15 protein-coding genes are annotated in these 15,076 nt (G+C 61.5%); 12 read left to right on the top strand and 3 right to left on the bottom strand.

From position 1 onward, the window contains the following. Positions 1-89: 89 nt before the first annotated feature. The gene (dinG, locus tag FIV39_RS03420; RefSeq protein WP_027604440.1) at positions 90-2,234 is read right to left on the bottom strand and encodes an ATP-dependent DNA helicase DinG; all 2,145 of its coding nucleotides are present in this window, start codon (positions 2,232-2,234) and stop codon (positions 90-92) included. A gap of 99 nt (positions 2,235-2,333) precedes the next feature. Here dinG and FIV39_RS03415 point away from each other — a divergent pair, with 99 nt between their 5' ends. Then, entirely contained in the window at positions 2,334-2,798 is a 465-nt protein-coding gene (locus tag FIV39_RS03415) for a CopD family protein (protein WP_090408429.1), read from the top strand. Positions 2,799-2,850: 52 nt separating this feature from the next. Here FIV39_RS03415 and FIV39_RS03410 read toward each other — a convergent pair whose 3' ends face one another. Continuing rightward, positions 2,851-3,609 carry a hypothetical protein gene (locus tag FIV39_RS03410; protein WP_090408432.1) on the bottom strand — a complete coding sequence of 253 codons (759 nt, stop codon included), beginning with the start codon at positions 3,607-3,609 and terminating at the stop codon, positions 2,851-2,853. A gap of 156 nt (positions 3,610-3,765) precedes the next feature. Next, positions 3,766-4,461, bottom strand: coding sequence for an OmpA family protein (locus FIV39_RS03405; protein ID WP_027604443.1), 696 nt, complete (start codon positions 4,459-4,461; stop codon positions 3,766-3,768). Between the two features lie 191 nt (positions 4,462-4,652). Between FIV39_RS03405 and FIV39_RS03400 the strand changes: the two genes are divergently transcribed. The 11 genes from FIV39_RS03400 (at position 4,653) to FIV39_RS03350 (ending at position 15,068) form a co-directional block, all read left to right on the top strand. Further along, positions 4,653-5,150: a DUF6231 family protein gene (locus tag FIV39_RS03400; protein ID WP_027604444.1), complete on the top strand. Its 498-nt coding sequence runs from the start codon at positions 4,653-4,655 to the stop codon at positions 5,148-5,150. A 4-nt stretch (positions 5,151-5,154) separates the two neighbouring features. Continuing rightward, entirely contained in the window at positions 5,155-5,625 is a 471-nt protein-coding gene (locus FIV39_RS03395) for a YchJ family protein (RefSeq protein ID WP_090408434.1), read from the top strand. Positions 5,626-5,644: 19 nt separating this feature from the next. Next, complete coding sequence (locus FIV39_RS03390) at positions 5,645-6,127, top strand: LEA type 2 family protein (protein WP_090408437.1); 483 nt, start codon at positions 5,645-5,647, stop codon at positions 6,125-6,127. After that, complete coding sequence (locus tag FIV39_RS03385; RefSeq protein ID WP_003189235.1) at positions 6,124-6,324, top strand: SEC-C metal-binding domain-containing protein; 201 nt, start codon at positions 6,124-6,126, stop codon at positions 6,322-6,324. Before FIV39_RS03390 ends, FIV39_RS03385 begins: the two co-directional genes overlap by 4 nt. Positions 6,325-6,497: 173 nt before the next feature. Then, a complete protein-coding gene (locus FIV39_RS03380) occupies positions 6,498-7,142 on the top strand; it encodes a glutathione binding-like protein (protein WP_090408440.1) in 645 nt (214 codons plus the stop codon). 142 nt (positions 7,143-7,284) lie between these two features. Continuing rightward, complete coding sequence (locus FIV39_RS03375) at positions 7,285-9,726, top strand: penicillin acylase family protein (RefSeq protein ID WP_090408443.1); 2,442 nt, start codon at positions 7,285-7,287, stop codon at positions 9,724-9,726. Between the two features lie 200 nt (positions 9,727-9,926). Further along, positions 9,927-10,931, top strand: a complete 1,005-nt coding sequence (locus FIV39_RS03370; RefSeq protein ID WP_090408446.1) for a ligase-associated DNA damage response exonuclease — start codon at positions 9,927-9,929, stop codon at positions 10,929-10,931. After that, the gene (locus tag FIV39_RS03365; protein ID WP_090408449.1) at positions 10,928-12,562 is read left to right on the top strand and encodes an ATP-dependent DNA ligase; all 1,635 of its coding nucleotides are present in this window, start codon (positions 10,928-10,930) and stop codon (positions 12,560-12,562) included. Before FIV39_RS03370 ends, FIV39_RS03365 begins: the two co-directional genes overlap by 4 nt. 233 nt (positions 12,563-12,795) lie before the next feature. Next, positions 12,796-13,575 carry a transporter substrate-binding domain-containing protein gene (locus FIV39_RS03360; RefSeq protein ID WP_027604451.1) on the top strand — a complete coding sequence of 260 codons (780 nt, stop codon included), beginning with the start codon at positions 12,796-12,798 and terminating at the stop codon, positions 13,573-13,575. Positions 13,576-13,632: 57 nt separating this feature from the next. After that, a complete protein-coding gene (locus FIV39_RS03355) occupies positions 13,633-14,361 on the top strand; it encodes an ABC transporter permease (RefSeq protein WP_053137181.1) in 729 nt (242 codons plus the stop codon). Next, a complete protein-coding gene (locus tag FIV39_RS03350) occupies positions 14,358-15,068 on the top strand; it encodes an ABC transporter permease (protein ID WP_090408453.1) in 711 nt (236 codons plus the stop codon). The genes FIV39_RS03355 and FIV39_RS03350 overlap by 4 nt, the downstream gene beginning before the upstream one ends. Positions 15,069-15,076: the final 8 nt, after the last annotated feature.

Genomic DNA, 15,076 nt, shown 5'->3' with positions numbered 1-15,076 from the left:
GTTCTCCCAAACGGCCGGTGAATGGCCTGATGACAAAAATCGATAGCAGTGAGATAGACCACGAGGTGGGCGAATTCGCCCACGGTGGCTTAAGAAATTTCGCGCCGGAACGGCGGCAACGCATTCAGGATCGCCTTGCCATAGCGCTGGGTAACCAAGCGGCGGTCGAGCAAGGTGATGGTGCCCCGGTCTTCCTCGGTACGCAGCAAGCGACCGCAGGCCTGCACCAGCTTCAAGGAAGCATCCGGCACCGATATCTCCATGAACGGGTTACCGCCCCGCGCCTCGATCCATTCGGCCAATGCGGCCTCGACCGGATCATCCGGTACCGAGAACGGGATCTTGGCGATCACCACGTGTTCGCAGTAGGCACCGGGCAAGTCCACGCCTTCGGCAAAACTCGCCAAGCCGAACAGCACGCTGGAATCGCCGCCATCGACCCGCGCCTTGTGCTTGTTCAGGGTTTCCTGCTTGGACAGGTTGCCCTGGATAAACACCTGCTTGCGCCAGTCGCGGTCGAGGCCGTCGAACACGTCCTGCATCTGTTTGCGCGACGAGAACAACACCAGGGTGCCGCGCGAACCTTCCACCAGGGATGGCAGGTCGCGGATGATCGCCGCGGTGTGCGCCGGTGCATCCCGTGGGTCGGCCTTGAGGTCGGGCACCCGCAGCACACCGGCGTCGGCATGATGAAACGGGCTTGGCACCACCGCAGTGACGGCCTTTTTCGGCAAGCCCGCGCGCATGCGGAAGCGGTCGAAAGTGCCCAGGGCGGTCAGCGTGGCGGAGGTCACCAGGCAGCCATACGCCACGTTCCACAGGTTGCGGCGCAGCATCTCGGCGGCGAGGATCGGGCTGGCGTTGACCTCGATATCAAACAGCGCACCGCTTTCCGACAGGGTCAGCCAGCGGGCCATGGGCGGGTTGTCTTCGGGGTCTTCGACGGTAAAGGCCGTCCACAGCTCCCAGTTGCCCTGGGAACGGGACAACAGGCTGCCGAACAGCGGGTACCATTCCTCGGCCTGGTTGCTGGCGATGCCGATGTTGACCTCACCGTCCATGCCTTCCTTGAGCAAGTCAGTCAGGCGAGTGAACAGGTCGGTGAGGCGGGAAAAGCCTTTCTTCAGCTCGATCCCCATTTCGCGCATATGCTCGGGGATCATCCCACCGACAAAGCGGTGACGCGGGCGCTCACGGCCTTCCACATCTTCACCGGGCTTGAAGTCGGCCACCTGCTCGCAGGCGCTGAACATGAACTGTTGCTGGGTCTTGATCTCCCGCGCCAGCTCCGGCACCTGTTCGATCAGCTTGCCCAAATCGCCGGGCAGCGGGTGCTGGGCGAGCAATTTGGTGAGGTTCTTCGCGGTGGTCTCCAGCCAGTCGGCGGTGGAGCGCAGGCGCGTGTAGTGGGCGAAGTGGCCGATAGCCTTGTCGGGCAGGTGATGCCCTTCGTCGAACACATAAAGGGTGTCACGCGGGTCCGGCAACACGGCGCCGCCGCCCAGGGCCAGGTCGGCCAGGACCATGTCGTGGTTGGTAACGATCACGTCCACCTTGCCCATGCCTTCGCGGGCCTTGTAGAAGGCGCACTGGCCGAAGTTGGGGCAATGGCGGTTGGTGCATTGGCTGTGGTCGGTGGTCAGGCGCGCCCAATCGGCATCTTCGAGGGCTGTGGGCCAGCTGTCGCGATCGCCGTCCCATTTATTCCCGGCCAGTTTCTCGATCATGCTGGTAAACAGCTTCTGGCTGACCTCATCAACCTCGATCTTGAAGCCTTCTTCCTCGAACAACGACGCCGTGGCGGTTTGCGCATGGCCTTCCTGCAGCAGCACGTCGAGCTTGGACAGGCACATGTAGCGGCCACGGCCCTTGGCCAGGGCGAAGGTGAAGTTCAGGCCGCTGTTGCGCATCAGGTCGGGCAGGTCTTTGTAGACGATCTGCTCTTGCAGGGCGACGGTGGCGGTGGCGATCACCAGGCGCTTGCCGGCGGCCTTGGCGGTAGGGATCGCAGCCAGGCTGTAGGCCACGGTCTTGCCGGTACCGGTGCCGGCTTCGACGGCCACGACGGCGGGCTCACCTTCGCGGCGGCCTTCGTCGTCGGTGTCGATATCCCCGAGGACCTTGGCCACTTCGGCGATCATCAGGCGTTGGCCGTAGCGCGGTTTCAAGCTCTTGGCTTCGAGAAAACGCGTGTAGGCGCCCTGGATCGTGGTTTTGAGTTCAGTGCTGATCATGGATAGTCGGGCGCAAAAAACGCTGGATAAATTTTCAGTGGTTCGGATCGGCCGCTATCATACCCCGCTAATTAATCCCGCGCAGAACGGAGTACCACAATGACCGCGTTTAGCCTCGCTTACACCCTGCATGTATTGGCCGCCCTGATCTGGGTCGGCGGTATGTTTTTCGCCTGGATGATCCTGCGCCCCGCCGCTGTGGCGGCCCTTGAGGGGCCGGCCCGACTCAAGCTGTGGGCAAATGTGTTTCAACGTTTTTTCGTGTGGGTATGGGTGGCGGTGCTGGTTTTGCCGATCAGCGGTGTCGGCCTGCTGCAACTGCGCTTCAGCGGGTTTGAAACCGCGCCGCGCTATGTGCAGGTGATGATGGGTTTGTATCTGGTGATGACGGCGTTGTTTATCCGTATCCAGGCGTTGAAGTTTCCGCAACTGAAGGCGGCGGTGGCGGCTGAGGATTGGCCGGCGGGTGCGGCTGCACTGGGGCAGATTCGCAAGCTGGTGGGGATTAACCTGATCGTGGGGTTGGTGGTGGTGGCGATTGCTTCGGCTCGGCCGATGTTTTGAGTACAGCCGCAAGCCGCAAGCTGCAAGCTCGAAGCTTGCAGCTCTTTAAAGCTTAGAGCCGCTGAATAGTCACGGTACCCGCAGGCCCAGCTGGCCCCGGCTGCCCTTCCAACCCCGGCCGGCCCTTCTCGCCACCATCGGCGCGGTACACCAGGCAGCCTTTGGACTCGCCGCCTTTGCCCGGCTTGCCGGCCGTACCGGCCAAACCGCCAGCACCGCCATCCACCCAGACCTTGATGTGTTCAGCCGGAAAGTCCTTCGGCAACTCCACGCGGACCTGTGCACCCGCCCCACCCGGCAAGCCATCGCCGCCGTTATCACCATTAAAACCGCGACCCGCCGCCCCCCAGGTACACCCAGGATCTACGCCATTGGCGCCATCCAGCCCGGCATATCCTTGGGCACCGGCGCCGCCACGGGCATCCACCGACAACTCTTCAGCCGTCAGCGAGTTGATGCGCAAGCTCAGGTCACGCCCAGCCTTGGCCGGTTTTTCATGGGTGCCGGGGGCACCGCGCGAGGTGATCTGGCTGCCATGCTCAAGTTGCGCATGCCGCACCTGCAATTGCAGCGCGGTATTGCCAGGAACAATCGCGATGCGTGCGTCGCGGCCCAGGTGCAGTTCATCCACCGTGACCTGGCTGATGGTGGCGGGAATCAGCAAAGTGCCGTAGTCCGCCACGTCCAGGCGCTCCAGTTGCAACACGCTGGTGCTGGAGGGAAGGCGCATCAATGAGTTGGTTTCAACACTGACGCTCTGGGCCAGGGCAACGGGGCTGACCAACAGGGCCAACAGAAAAACCTTACGCATCATGGGGCTCCTGAGTGTTTTCAAATTTTTCTTTGGACGCACAGTAACGACTTCTACAGGCGATTTGCCAGTGAAGGTTCAAAAAAATTGAGGGGGCCGCGATTTGAGCGAGGATCGCCGGCAATGCCCCTGTGGATACCACAGGGGCAAGGGCTGTCAGCGGTTGATCTGGATTTCCGTGCGGCGGTTCAGGGCGCGGCCTTCAGCGGTCTTGTTGTCGGCCACCGGATGGCTTTCGCCCGCACCGGTGACAGACACAAAGGCACTGCGAGGCACGCCGGCGCCGATCAGGTAATCGGTGACCGAATGCGCGCGTTTTTCCGAGAGTTTCTGGTTGTACGCATCTTTCCCGACGCTGTCGGTGTGGCCACTGACCCGCAACTGGGCACTTGGGGCTTCCTGTTTCAGGCGCGTGGCAATGGTGTCGAGTTTGGTTTTATCCGCCGCCGTCAGCTTGGCCGAGTCGAACTGGAAGTGCACATCGCGGATCACGATGGTTTCTTCCTTGACCACGACCACTTCCTCGACCACCGCCGCTGGCGGCGCCGGTGGGCAACCATTAGCGTCGACCTGCACGCCTTTCGGGGTGCCTGGGCACTTGTCGCGGCTGTCCGGTACGCCATCGCCATCTTCATCGCCATCGCCGTGCACCCAGCAATAGGCGCCGGCCATGCCGCCGACCAGCAACGCGCCATAGCCTGCGTAGGCTGAGCTTTCAGTCGCACCGATCGCCGCACCGGTCACACCGCCGACAGCGGCGCAGGTAGGCCAATCGGTTTTTTGCAAGCCTGCGCAACCTGTCAATACTCCGGTTAGCAGAACCAAGGGTAGAGCTGTCCGCATGATGCTCATTTGACTTTCTCCTGAGGGGATCGGCGGGGGCCGATGGGTGGAGTAAAGACCGCTCTTTTCAACTGCGCCACTACGCCACACCCCCGTATTCATTGAGGATGGCCGCCCACGTAGGACTTTTCGCAACCGCCCGCTCTAGGCCCGCACGCTCAGCCGCGCTAGTCTCTACGGTCCTGATATGAGGATCTCTGATGACCGCTGGTATTTCTGCCCGTACCCCCCAGCAAGCGCTGGCCGCCTTGCTCGACCTGCACCAGCCCAAACGCCTGCTGCTGTTGGGTGCCAGCCAGTTCCCGGCGCTGGACGCCTTTAAGGACGCACACCCGGACACCCAGGTGTTCTGCGCCGCGCCAGGGCCATTGCCGCAAGCACTGGCGGCCCAGCGTTTTGATCTGGCGCTGGTGGTCGATTGCCTGGAGCACCTGCCAAAACCCCAAGGCCTGACCTTGCTCGGCGGCATCCGCAACCTCAACGCCAGCCGCATTGCGGTGCTGGTGGACCTGGGCGCCTGCGGCTGGAAAGAAACCGACTTCTTCTCCCTGGCCCTGCAGGCCGGCGAGCGTTTCCAGCGCGATGAACAGGTCCTGACGCTGTTTACCTACGATCTGCTTGACTATAAACAGGTGCCGGACTGGCTCAACGCCCGTTTTTGGGCCAACCCGGAAAACTTCGGAAAGTATTGGTGGTAACCCGATGAGTACATCCATTTGCCCATGCGGCAGTGGCAACCTGCTGGATGCCTGCTGCGGCCACTATCACGCCGGGCACCCGGCCCCCTGCGCCAGCGCCCTGATGCGTTCACGCTACAGCGCCTATGTGCTGGGCCTGGTGGACTATCTGGTCGCCACGACCTTGCCCGCGCAACAGGCCGGCCTGGACCGCGAGGCCATCGGCGCCTGGAGCGCCCAGAGCACCTGGCTCGGCCTGGAGGTTGAAAGCTCCGAGGTGTTCGGCGGCCAGCCGGAACATGCTTTCGTGACCTTTACCGCACGCTGGCATGACAGCACCGGCGAACATAGCCACCGCGAGCAGTCTTCTTTCGTACAGAATGAAGGGCGCTGGTACTTCATCGACCCCACGGTGGAAGTAAAAGCCGGACGCAACGATGCGTGCCCGTGCGGCAGCGGGCAGAAATTCAAGAAGTGTTGTTCCAGCTACCTCTAACTCTCACAGGACTAACGCCATGCTTCGGATCTACAGCTTGATGCTGGCGTTAATCTTTGGCCTGAGCGGTTGCGCTTCCTGGTTCGAAGACAATTCGCCCCCGCCCCACGTCTCCCTGGTGAAAGTCGAAGTGGTGCGGGCCAAGTTGCTGGAGCAGAAATTCAAGCTGTACTTTCGCGTGGATAACCGCGACGACTCCGACCTGACCGTGCGCGGCCTGATCTACAAGGTCACCCTGAGTAATTTTGTGCTGACCGAGGGCGAGTCGGATGAATGGCTCACCGTCCCGCCGCGCGGCCACGCATTTTTCAAGGTATCGGTGCGTACCAACCTCTGGCCGCAGATACGCGATGTGGTGCAACTGCTGAAAAAACCCGACCAGCCCGTGCCGTATCGCCTGGAAGGTGAGCTGAAAACCGGATTATTCATCGGTTATGACGTGCAGGTGAATCACAATGGCGAGATAATCCCCGGCGATTTTATTCCGGAGCGACATCGATGACTCAGCAACCCCATGTCCATGGTCCTGACTGCAACCACGATCACGATCACCATGATCACGACCACGGCCATGTCCACGGCCCGAACTGCGGCCACGCTCACCAGGAGCCGGTGCGCAATGCATTGAAGGACGTTGGCCGCAACGATCCTTGCCCGTGCGGCAGCGAGAAGAAATTCAAGAAGTGCCACGGGGCGTAAATCGCACTGAAGGCCCATGTGTGTGAGGGAGTTCGCTCCCTTCCACAGCTGCCTCGCATTCCAAATCGAAAGCGTCTAAGGGTAGACGCAAATGTTTGATTGAATTTCCCCCCTCCCACCTTTACCTATACCTACAGGCATTCGCTCAAGCATCACCACTTTTGGAGAGCTTCATGATCGACCTGTATTACTGGACCACCCCCAACGGTCACAAAATATCGCTGTTCCTGGAAGAAGCCGGCCTGCCCTACAACGTGCACCCGATCAACATCAGCCAGGGCGACCAGTTCAAGCCGGACTTCCTGAAGATTGCTCCCAACAACCGCATCCCGGCCATCGTCGATCAGAACCCGAGCGACGGCGGCGCGCCGATTTCGCTGTTTGAATCCGGCGCAATCCTGCTGTACCTCGCGGAAAAAACCGGCCAGTTCATTGCAAAAGACCTGCGTGGCCGCCAGGAAGCGCTGCAATGGTTGTTCTGGCAAATGGGCGGACTCGGGCCAATGGCGGGTCAGAACCATCATTTCAGCCAGTTCGCAGCGGAGAAAATCCCCTACGCGATCAAGCGCTACGTAGATGAAACCGCCCGTCTATACGGTGTGCTGGACCGACGTTTGGCGGACCGTGCGTTCGTAGCGGGTGAGGACTACAGCATTGCCGATATGGCGATCTATCCGTGGATCGTTTCCCACAAGTGGCAGAACCAGCGCCTGGAAGACTTCCCACATGTTCATCGCTGGTTCAACAGCATCAAGGAACGGCCGGCGACGGTTCGGGCGTATGAATTAGTCCAAAAGGTCAATCCGCCTAAATCCTGACCTGAAACCGCGCCGCCCCTCCCACATTTGATTTGCATAACACTCAAGATCCAATGCTTTACCAAAACTCCTGCTTGCGTCGTTTCGCCGCGCTCACTAACGTAGCGCCTTTACTGACGCTACCCCCCGCAGGAGCTTTGCCATGGCCTCGCCAGCCCTCTCACATTTTCTTCCCCGGTTCGGCGTTGCCGCGGCAGTGGCCAGTGCGTTAAGCCTGGCCGGTTGCCAGCTCCAGAGCACCCAGGACACCCTGCCGCCGACGGCCGGCGTGCAGCCAATCAAGGGCCTCGCACAGAATGTTTCGATACGCCGCAACGCCCAGGGCATGCCGCTGATCGAAAGTAACACCTTCCACGACGCCCTGTTCAGCCTCGGTTATGTACACGCCAGTGACCGCATCACCCAGATGGTCACCCTGCGCCTGCTGGCCCAGGGCCGCCTGGCGGAAATGTCCGGGCCAGAGGTTCTGGATGTGGACCGTTTCATGCGTGCGGTCAACCTGAAAAAAAGCGCCGGCGAGCTGTATAACGCCTCGTCGCCGCGCCTCAAGCGCTTCTTTGAAGTGTATGCCCGCGGCGTCAACGCCTACCTGTTCCGCTACCGCGATAAGCTGCCGCCGGACCTGGCCCAGACCGGCTACAAGCCGGAATACTGGAAGCCGGAAGATTCGGCGCTGTTGTTCTGCCTGCTGAATTTCAGCGAGTCGGCCAACCTGCAGGAAGAGCTGGCTTCGCTGCTGCTGGCGCAAAAGGTCGGCGTGGACAAACTCGCCTGGCTGACGCCGAGCGCACCGGATGAGCCGATCCCCCTGGCCGAGGCCGAGAAACTCAAGGGCGTGAACCTCAGCCAGATCACCGGCCTGGCCGGGCTGGACACGGTCAGCCAGCAATTGAGCAGCCTCAACGCGCTGGCCGTTACCACCTCAAGTAACTGGGCCATCGGCCCGCAACGCAGCCGCAGCGGCAAAAGCCTGCTGGCCGGCGACCTCGCCGCCCAGCCACAGGCGCCGTCACCGTGGAGCTACGTGCAGATTCGCGCACCGAAATACCAGGCCGTCGGCGCCTCGATTGCCGGCCTGCCGACCCTGTTGTCCGGTTTCAACGGCAACGTGGCGTGGAGCATGAGCACGGTCAAGGGCGATACCCAGGACCTGTTCCTGGAAAAGGTCAAACGCCAGGGCAGCGCGCTGTACTACGAGAACAACGGAAAATGGCTGCCGGCGGCGGTGCGTAACGAAACCTTCTTCGTCAAGGGCCAACGCTCGATTCGCGAAGTGGTGTACGAAACCCGCCACGGCGCCCTGCTCAACAGCAGCCAGGCCCTGACCAGCGGTTTTGGCCTGGCCCTGCAAACCGCCGACTTCAAGGATGACAAGAGCCTCGACGCGTTCTTCGACCTGTCCCGCGCGCAAAACGCCGGCAAGGCCTCGGACGCAACCCGGAACATCCGCGCCATTGCCTTGAACATGGTCTTCGCCGACGCCGGCAGCATTGGCTGGCAGGTCACCGGCCGCTTCCCCAACCGCCGCGAAGGCGAAGGCCTGCTGCCCTCGCCCGGCTGGGATACACGCTTTGACTGGGACGGTTACGCCGACGCGATGCTGCACCCCTATGACCAGGACCCGGCCCAAGGCTGGATCGGCACTGCCAACCAACGCACCGCGCCGCGCGGCTACGGCATGCAGCTGTCCAACTCCTGGGATGCGCCGGAGCGTAGCGAGCGCCTGGCGCAACTGGCCAATGCGGGCAAACACGACAGCCGCAGCATGATCGCCATGCAATACGACCAGACCACCACCTTCGCCGCCAAGCTCAAGACCATGTTCCAGGCGCCGGGCATGGCCCAGCCATTGAAGCAGGCGATTGATGCGTTGCCCGCCGCCGAACAGGCCAAGGCACGGGAAGCACTGAAGCGTCTGATGGCGTTCGATGGTCGCCTGGTGTCGACGTCCGCCGACGCAGCGCTCTACGAACTGTTCCTGCAGGAAAGCACCCGGCAGATCTTCCTCGACGAGCTGGGGCCGGAAAACAGCGCCAGTTGGAAAGCCTTTGTCAGCAACGCCAACCTGTCCTATGCCGCCCAGGCCGACCACCTGCTGGGCCGCGAAGACAGCCCGTTCTGGGACGACGTGCGCACCGCGCAAAAAGAAGACAAACCTGCCATCCTCGCTCGCAGCCTGGCCGCCGCGATCACCGCCGGCGACAGCCAACTGGGCGCTGACCACAAGGCCTGGCAGTGGGGCAAGCTGCACAGCACCACCTGGAAAAACACCAGTGGCCAAGTGATTCGCGGCCCACTGGCGTCCGGTGGCGACCACAACACCTTGAACCCGGCACCGTACAGCTGGGGCCAGGACTTCAACACCACCCAGGTGCCGGCGCTGCGCATGATCGTCGACTTCGGCCAGCTGGAACCGATGATGGGCCAAGGTGGTATCGGCCAATCCGGCAACCCGGCGAGCCCGAACTATGCCAATGGCATCGACCCGTCGCTCAAGGCGCAATACCTGAGCTTCCCGATGCAGCCGCAGAACTTCGAGAAGGTGTATGGCAAGGCCAGGTTGACCCTGACCCCCGGCAAGTGACCTGACTTCCACCTGACGAAACCGGATCCAAATGTGGGAGGGGGCTTGCCCCCGATAGCGGTGTGTCAGTCACCGATGTTTTGACTGAACCACTGCTATCGGGGGCAAGCCCCCTCCCACATTTTGCCCACATGCATTCAGATAGAACTTCTGCGCTCGCCCCTGCCTCATAAATAACAAGCCCATCTCCCGGTCACCCCATGGACCTCGTCATCGCCCGGCCCGAAGGCCTCTACTGCCCCGCCGGAGATTTCTACATCGATCCCTGGCGCCCGGTGGAACGCTCGGTCATCACCCACGCCCACGGCGACCACGCCCGCAGCGGCAACCAGCACTACCTGGCCGCCGCCCCCGGCGAAGGCATCCTGCGCTCGCGCCTGGGCCAGGACATCAACCTGCAAACCCTGGCCTATGGCGAAAAACTCCTACACCACGGCGTGACCCTGAGCTTTCACCCAGCAGGGCATGTACTCGGCTCGGCCCAGGTGCGCCTGGAATACCAGGGCGAAGTCTGGGTGGCGTCCGGCGATTACAAGGTCGAACCCGACGGTACTTGCGCGCCCTTCGAGCCGGTGCGTTGCCATACCTTTATCACCGAATCCACCTTTGGCCTGCCGATCTACCGCTGGCAGCCCCAGGCGCAAATCTTTGCCGGGATCAACGACTGGTGGCAGGTCAATATCGCCGCCGGCAAAGCCAGCGTGTTGTTCTGTTATTCCTTCGGCAAAGCCCAACGCATCCTGCATGGCATCGACGCCAGCATCGGCCCGATCCTCAGCCACGGCGCGGTGGAGCCGCTGAACCGGGTGTACCGCGAGGCCGGCATCTACATCCCCGAAACCCTCTACGCCGGGGACTTCAAGAAAACCGACCCACAGCTGCGCCAAGCCCTGATCATCGCCCCGCCCTCCGCCGGTGGCAGCAGCTGGATCAAGCGCTTCGGCGACTACAGCGATGCCTTCGCCAGCGGCTGGATGCGCCTGCGCGGCACCCGGCGGCGGCGTGGAGTGGACCGAGGTTTCGTGCTGTCGGACCACGCCGACTGGCCCGGACTGTTGTGGGCCATCGAACAAACCGGCGCCGAACGGGTGATGGTCACCCACGGTTCCGTCGGTGTATTGGTACGCCACCTGCGGGAAAAAGGCCTGGACGCCCAAGGCTTCACCACCGAATACGGGGATGACGAAGAAGAGGCCACGGCATGAAAGCCTTCGCCGAGCTATACGCCAACCTCGACGCCACCACCTCCAGCAATGCCAAGCTCGCGGCCCTGCAAACCTACTTCCTGCAAGCGCCCCCGCAAGACGCCGCATGGGCCGTGTATTTCCTGTCCGGCGGGCGCCCGCGGCAATTGGTGCCGACGCGCCTGCTGCGGGACATGGCCACCGAAGCGGCCGGTATCGAACCGTGGCTGTTCGAAGAAAGCTACCAATCTGTAGGCGACCTGGCCGAGACAATTTCCCTGCTCCTGCCGGAATCCACCTACACCTCCGAGGACGGCCTGGCTATATGGCTGGAAGAAAAACTCCTGCCACTACGTGGCCTGTCGCCCCTGGACCTGGCCGAACGGTTGCCGGCGTTATGGGCGCAACTGGACCAGCCGAGCCTGATGGTGTGCATCAAGTTGATCACCGGCAGCTTTCGCGTCGGCGTGTCTAAATTGCTGGTCACCCGCGCGCTCGCCGCCATGGCCGACCTCGACAGCAAACGCGTGGCACAGCGGCTGGTGGGCTACACCGATTTATCCAACCGACCGACAGCCGAAGGCTATCTCAAGCTGATCGCCGCCGAATCATCCGACGAACATGCGCAACGGGGCGGACAACCTTATCCGTTTTTTCTCGCCCACGGGCTGGCGCAACCGGTGGCGCAATTCGACGCCGTGCTCGGTTCCCCCGCCGACTGGCAGGTGGAATGGAAGTGGGACGGCATTCGCGCGCAACTGGTCAAGCGCGAAGGCCGGCTGTGGATCTGGTCACGGGGCGAAGAGTTGGTGACCGAGCGTTTTCCCGAACTGCACAGCCTCGTCAGTGGCTTGCCCGATGGCACGGTGATCGATGGCGAGATCGTCGTCTGGAAACACTCGGTGCAGCCCTTCGCCCTGCTGCAACAGCGTATTGGCCGCAAGACCCTGAGCAAAAAGGTACTCGACGATGCACCGGTTGCGGTCCTCGCCTATGACCTGCTGGAACACCGGGGCAATGACTGGCGTAACCACACCCAGGCCGAACGCCGCGCCCAACTGGAACAGGTGATTGCCCAGTGCAACCAACCTGTGTTGCAACCCTCGCCCCTGCTGACAGGCGCCACCTGGCAGGACCTGGCACAGCAACGCGAAGCCTCCCGCAGCCTCGGTGTGGAGGGCATGATGCTCAAGGCCCGCGACGGCCTGTACGGCGTGGGCCGCACCAAGGACATGGGCCTTTGGTGGAAGTGGAAAGTCGACCCCTTCAGTGTCGATGCGGTGTTGATCTACGCCCAACGCGGCCATGGCCGGCGTGCCAGTCTCTACAGCGACTACACCTTTGCCGTGTGGGATGGTCCGCCCGGCAGCGAACGCACGCTGGTGCCCTTCGCCAAGGCCTATTCGGGGCTGACCGACGAAGAGATGCGCAAGGTCGACGCCATCGTGCGCAAGACCACCGTGGAGAAGTTCGGCCCGGTCAGCAGCGTGACGCCAAGCATGGTGTTCGAGTTGGGGTTCGAAGGCATTGCCCTGTCCAAGCGGCATAAGAGCGGGATAGCGGTGCGGTTCCCGCGGATGTTGCGTTGGCGGCAGGATAAGACGGTGGACGAGGCAGACAACCTTGCCACCCTGCAGGACTTACTGACCTGACACAGAACACCGCCCTCCCACAATTGGACCTCCAAATGTTCCGAAATGGTGCGATCAATTTTCAGCGCCCACTTTCGGGCATCTCCTACACTCATGACTCCCTTGTCCCACCTTTTAAAACGCTCATTCGGAACTATGGTGCAGAAATTGCTACTCGTGATCCGTCTGACACCGTTCAGTAACAGTCCTAAAACGCGCCACAAGCGCTTATCTTGGTTTCCAGGGATTACATAATGAAAAAAGCATTGCTGACCCTTTCTGCACTGGCTCTGTGCATGGCCGCTGGTACCGCGCTGGCCAAGGAATACAAGGAACTGCGTTTTGGTGTCGATCCGTCCTACGCGCCGTTCGAATCCAAGGCGGCCGATGGCAGCCTGGTGGGCTTCGATATCGACCTGGGCAATGCGATCTGCGCCGAACTGAAAGTGAAGTGCAAGTGGGTTGAAAGTGACTTTGACGGCATGATTCCAGGCCTCAAAGCCAACAAGTTCGACGGTGTGATTTCGTCCATGACCGTGACCCCGGTGCGTGAAAAGGCCATCGACTTCTCCAGCGAACTGTTCTCCGGCCCGACCTCGCTGGTGTTCAAGAAAGGCGCGGGTTACTCGACGCCAGAATCCCTCAAGGGCAAATCCGTGGGCTACGAGCAAGGCACCATCCAGGAAGCCTACGCCAAGGCCGTACTGGATAAAGCCGGGGTGACCACCAAGGCCTACGCCAACCAGGACCAGGTTTATGCCGACCTGACTTCCGGCCGTCTCGACGCCTCCGTGCAGGACATGCTGCAAGCCGAACTGGGCTTTTTGAAGTCCCCGGCCGGCGCCGGCTATGAAGTCAGCGCCGCCATTGATGACCCACTGCTGCCATCGAAAACCGCCATCGGTATCAAAAAAGGTAACACTGAACTGAAGGCCCTTTTGGATAAAGGTATCAAAGCGTTACACGATGATGGCACCTACGCCACCATCCAGAAGAAACACTTTGGCGATCTGAACCTGTACAGCGGCAAATAATGCCTGGGGCGCCCCTCCTGTGGAGGGGCGCTTTTTTATCGCCATAGGTCCCGATTTATGTTCGAAGAACTGTTGCAAACCCTCGGGCTGAGCGCACTCAGCTTGAAGGGTTTCGGCCCGTTGTTGCTGCAAGGCACCTGGATGACCATCAAGTTGTCGGTGCTGTCCCTGGCCGTCAGCGTATTGCTGGGCCTGCTCGGCGCCAGCGCCAAGCTCTCCAGCCTGCCCTTCCTGCGCATCCCCGCCCAGCTCTACACCACACTGATTCGCGGTGTACCCGACCTGGTGCTGATGCTGCTGATTTTCTACAGCCTGCAAACCTGGCTCACCGGCCTGACCGACTTCATGGAATGGGAATACATCGAGATCGACCCATTCAGCGCCGGGGTGATCACCCTGGGCTTTATCTACGGTGCTTATTTCACCGAGACGTTTCGCGGCGCGATCCTCGCCGTCCCCCGTGGCCAGCTGGAAGCCGCCACGGCCTATGGCCTCAAACGCGGGCAACGCTTTCGCTACGTCACCTTCCCGCAGATGATGCGCTTTGCCCTGCCGGGTATCGGCAACAACTGGATGGTGATGCTCAAGGCCACGGCCCTGGTGTCGATCATCGGCCTGGCGGACCTGGTCAAGGCCGCCCAGGATGCCGGCAAAAGCACCTACCAACTGTTCTATTTCCTGGTGCTCGCCGCGCTGATCTACCTGTTGATCACCAGCGCGTCAAACTTTGTCCTGCGGCGTCTTGAACGTCGCTACTCCGCAGGCTCACGGGAGGCGGTGCGATGATCGAACTCTTGCAGGAATACTGGCGCCCCTTCCTTTATAGCGACGGCCAGCACATCACCGGCCTGGCCATGACCATGTGGCTGCTCAGCGCCGCCCTGGTCATCGGCTTTGTGGTGTCGATCCCACTGTCCATCGCCCGGGTATCGCGCAACCCGCTGGTGCGCTGGCCGGTGCAGTTCTACACCTACCTGTTTCGTGGCACACCGCTCTATATCCAGTTGCTGATCTGCTACACCGGCATCTACAGCATCGCCGCCGTACGTGAACAACCGGTGCTCGATGCGTTCTTTCGCGATGCGATGAACTGCACGATCCTGGCTTTCGCCCTCAACACCTGCGCCTACACCACGGAGATTTTCGCCGGGTCCATCCGCAGCATGGCCCACGGCGAAGTCGAGGCGGCCAAGGCCTATGGCTTAAGCGGCTGGAAGTTGTACGCCTACGTGATCATGCCGTCGGCGTTGCGCCGCTCGTTGCCCTACTACAGCAACGAAGTGATCTTGATGCTGCACTCGACCACGGTAGCGTTTACCGCGACGATTCCAGACATCCTCAAGGTGGCGCGGGACGCCAACTCGGCGACGTTCATGACGTTCCAATCATTCGGTATCGCCGCGCTGATCTACCTGACCGTGACCTTTGCCCTGGTCGGTCTGTTTCGTCTGGCGGAGCGTCGATGGCTGGCGTTTCTCGGACCAAGCCATTAAGGAGCCTT

Origin of the sequence: Pseudomonas grimontii, from assembly GCF_007858185.1 — a bacterium.
Lineage (GTDB): Bacteria > Pseudomonadota > Gammaproteobacteria > Pseudomonadales > Pseudomonadaceae > Aquipseudomonas > Aquipseudomonas grimontii.
This window is presented reverse-complemented; position numbering and strand designations above follow the sequence as displayed.

Bases quoted from the DNA above. Each gene is read 5' to 3' on its own strand.
- FIV39_RS03390 (WP_090408437.1), top strand. From the start codon at position 5,645: ATGCTTCGGATCTACAGCTTGATGCTGGCGTTAATCTTTGGCCTGAGC.
- FIV39_RS03370 (WP_090408446.1), top strand. From the start codon at position 9,927: ATGGACCTCGTCATCGCCCGGCCCGAAGGCCTCTACTGCCCCGCCGGA.
- FIV39_RS03400 (WP_027604444.1), top strand. From the start codon at position 4,653: ATGACCGCTGGTATTTCTGCCCGTACCCCCCAGCAAGCGCTGGCCGCC.
- FIV39_RS03410 (WP_090408432.1), bottom strand. From the start codon at position 3,609: ATGCGTAAGGTTTTTCTGTTGGCCCTGTTGGTCAGCCCCGTTGCCCTG.
- FIV39_RS03380 (WP_090408440.1), top strand. From the start codon at position 6,498: ATGATCGACCTGTATTACTGGACCACCCCCAACGGTCACAAAATATCG.
- FIV39_RS03350 (WP_090408453.1), top strand. From the start codon at position 14,358: ATGATCGAACTCTTGCAGGAATACTGGCGCCCCTTCCTTTATAGCGAC.
- FIV39_RS03365 (WP_090408449.1), top strand. From the start codon at position 10,928: ATGAAAGCCTTCGCCGAGCTATACGCCAACCTCGACGCCACCACCTCC.
- FIV39_RS03395 (WP_090408434.1), top strand. From the start codon at position 5,155: ATGAGTACATCCATTTGCCCATGCGGCAGTGGCAACCTGCTGGATGCC.
- FIV39_RS03405 (WP_027604443.1), bottom strand. From the start codon at position 4,461: ATGAGCATCATGCGGACAGCTCTACCCTTGGTTCTGCTAACCGGAGTA.
- FIV39_RS03375 (WP_090408443.1), top strand. From the start codon at position 7,285: ATGGCCTCGCCAGCCCTCTCACATTTTCTTCCCCGGTTCGGCGTTGCC.
- FIV39_RS03360 (WP_027604451.1), top strand. From the start codon at position 12,796: ATGAAAAAAGCATTGCTGACCCTTTCTGCACTGGCTCTGTGCATGGCC.
- FIV39_RS03355 (WP_053137181.1), top strand. From the start codon at position 13,633: ATGTTCGAAGAACTGTTGCAAACCCTCGGGCTGAGCGCACTCAGCTTG.
- dinG (WP_027604440.1), bottom strand. From the start codon at position 2,234: ATGATCAGCACTGAACTCAAAACCACGATCCAGGGCGCCTACACGCGT.
- FIV39_RS03385 (WP_003189235.1), top strand. From the start codon at position 6,124: ATGACTCAGCAACCCCATGTCCATGGTCCTGACTGCAACCACGATCAC.
- FIV39_RS03415 (WP_090408429.1), top strand. From the start codon at position 2,334: ATGACCGCGTTTAGCCTCGCTTACACCCTGCATGTATTGGCCGCCCTG.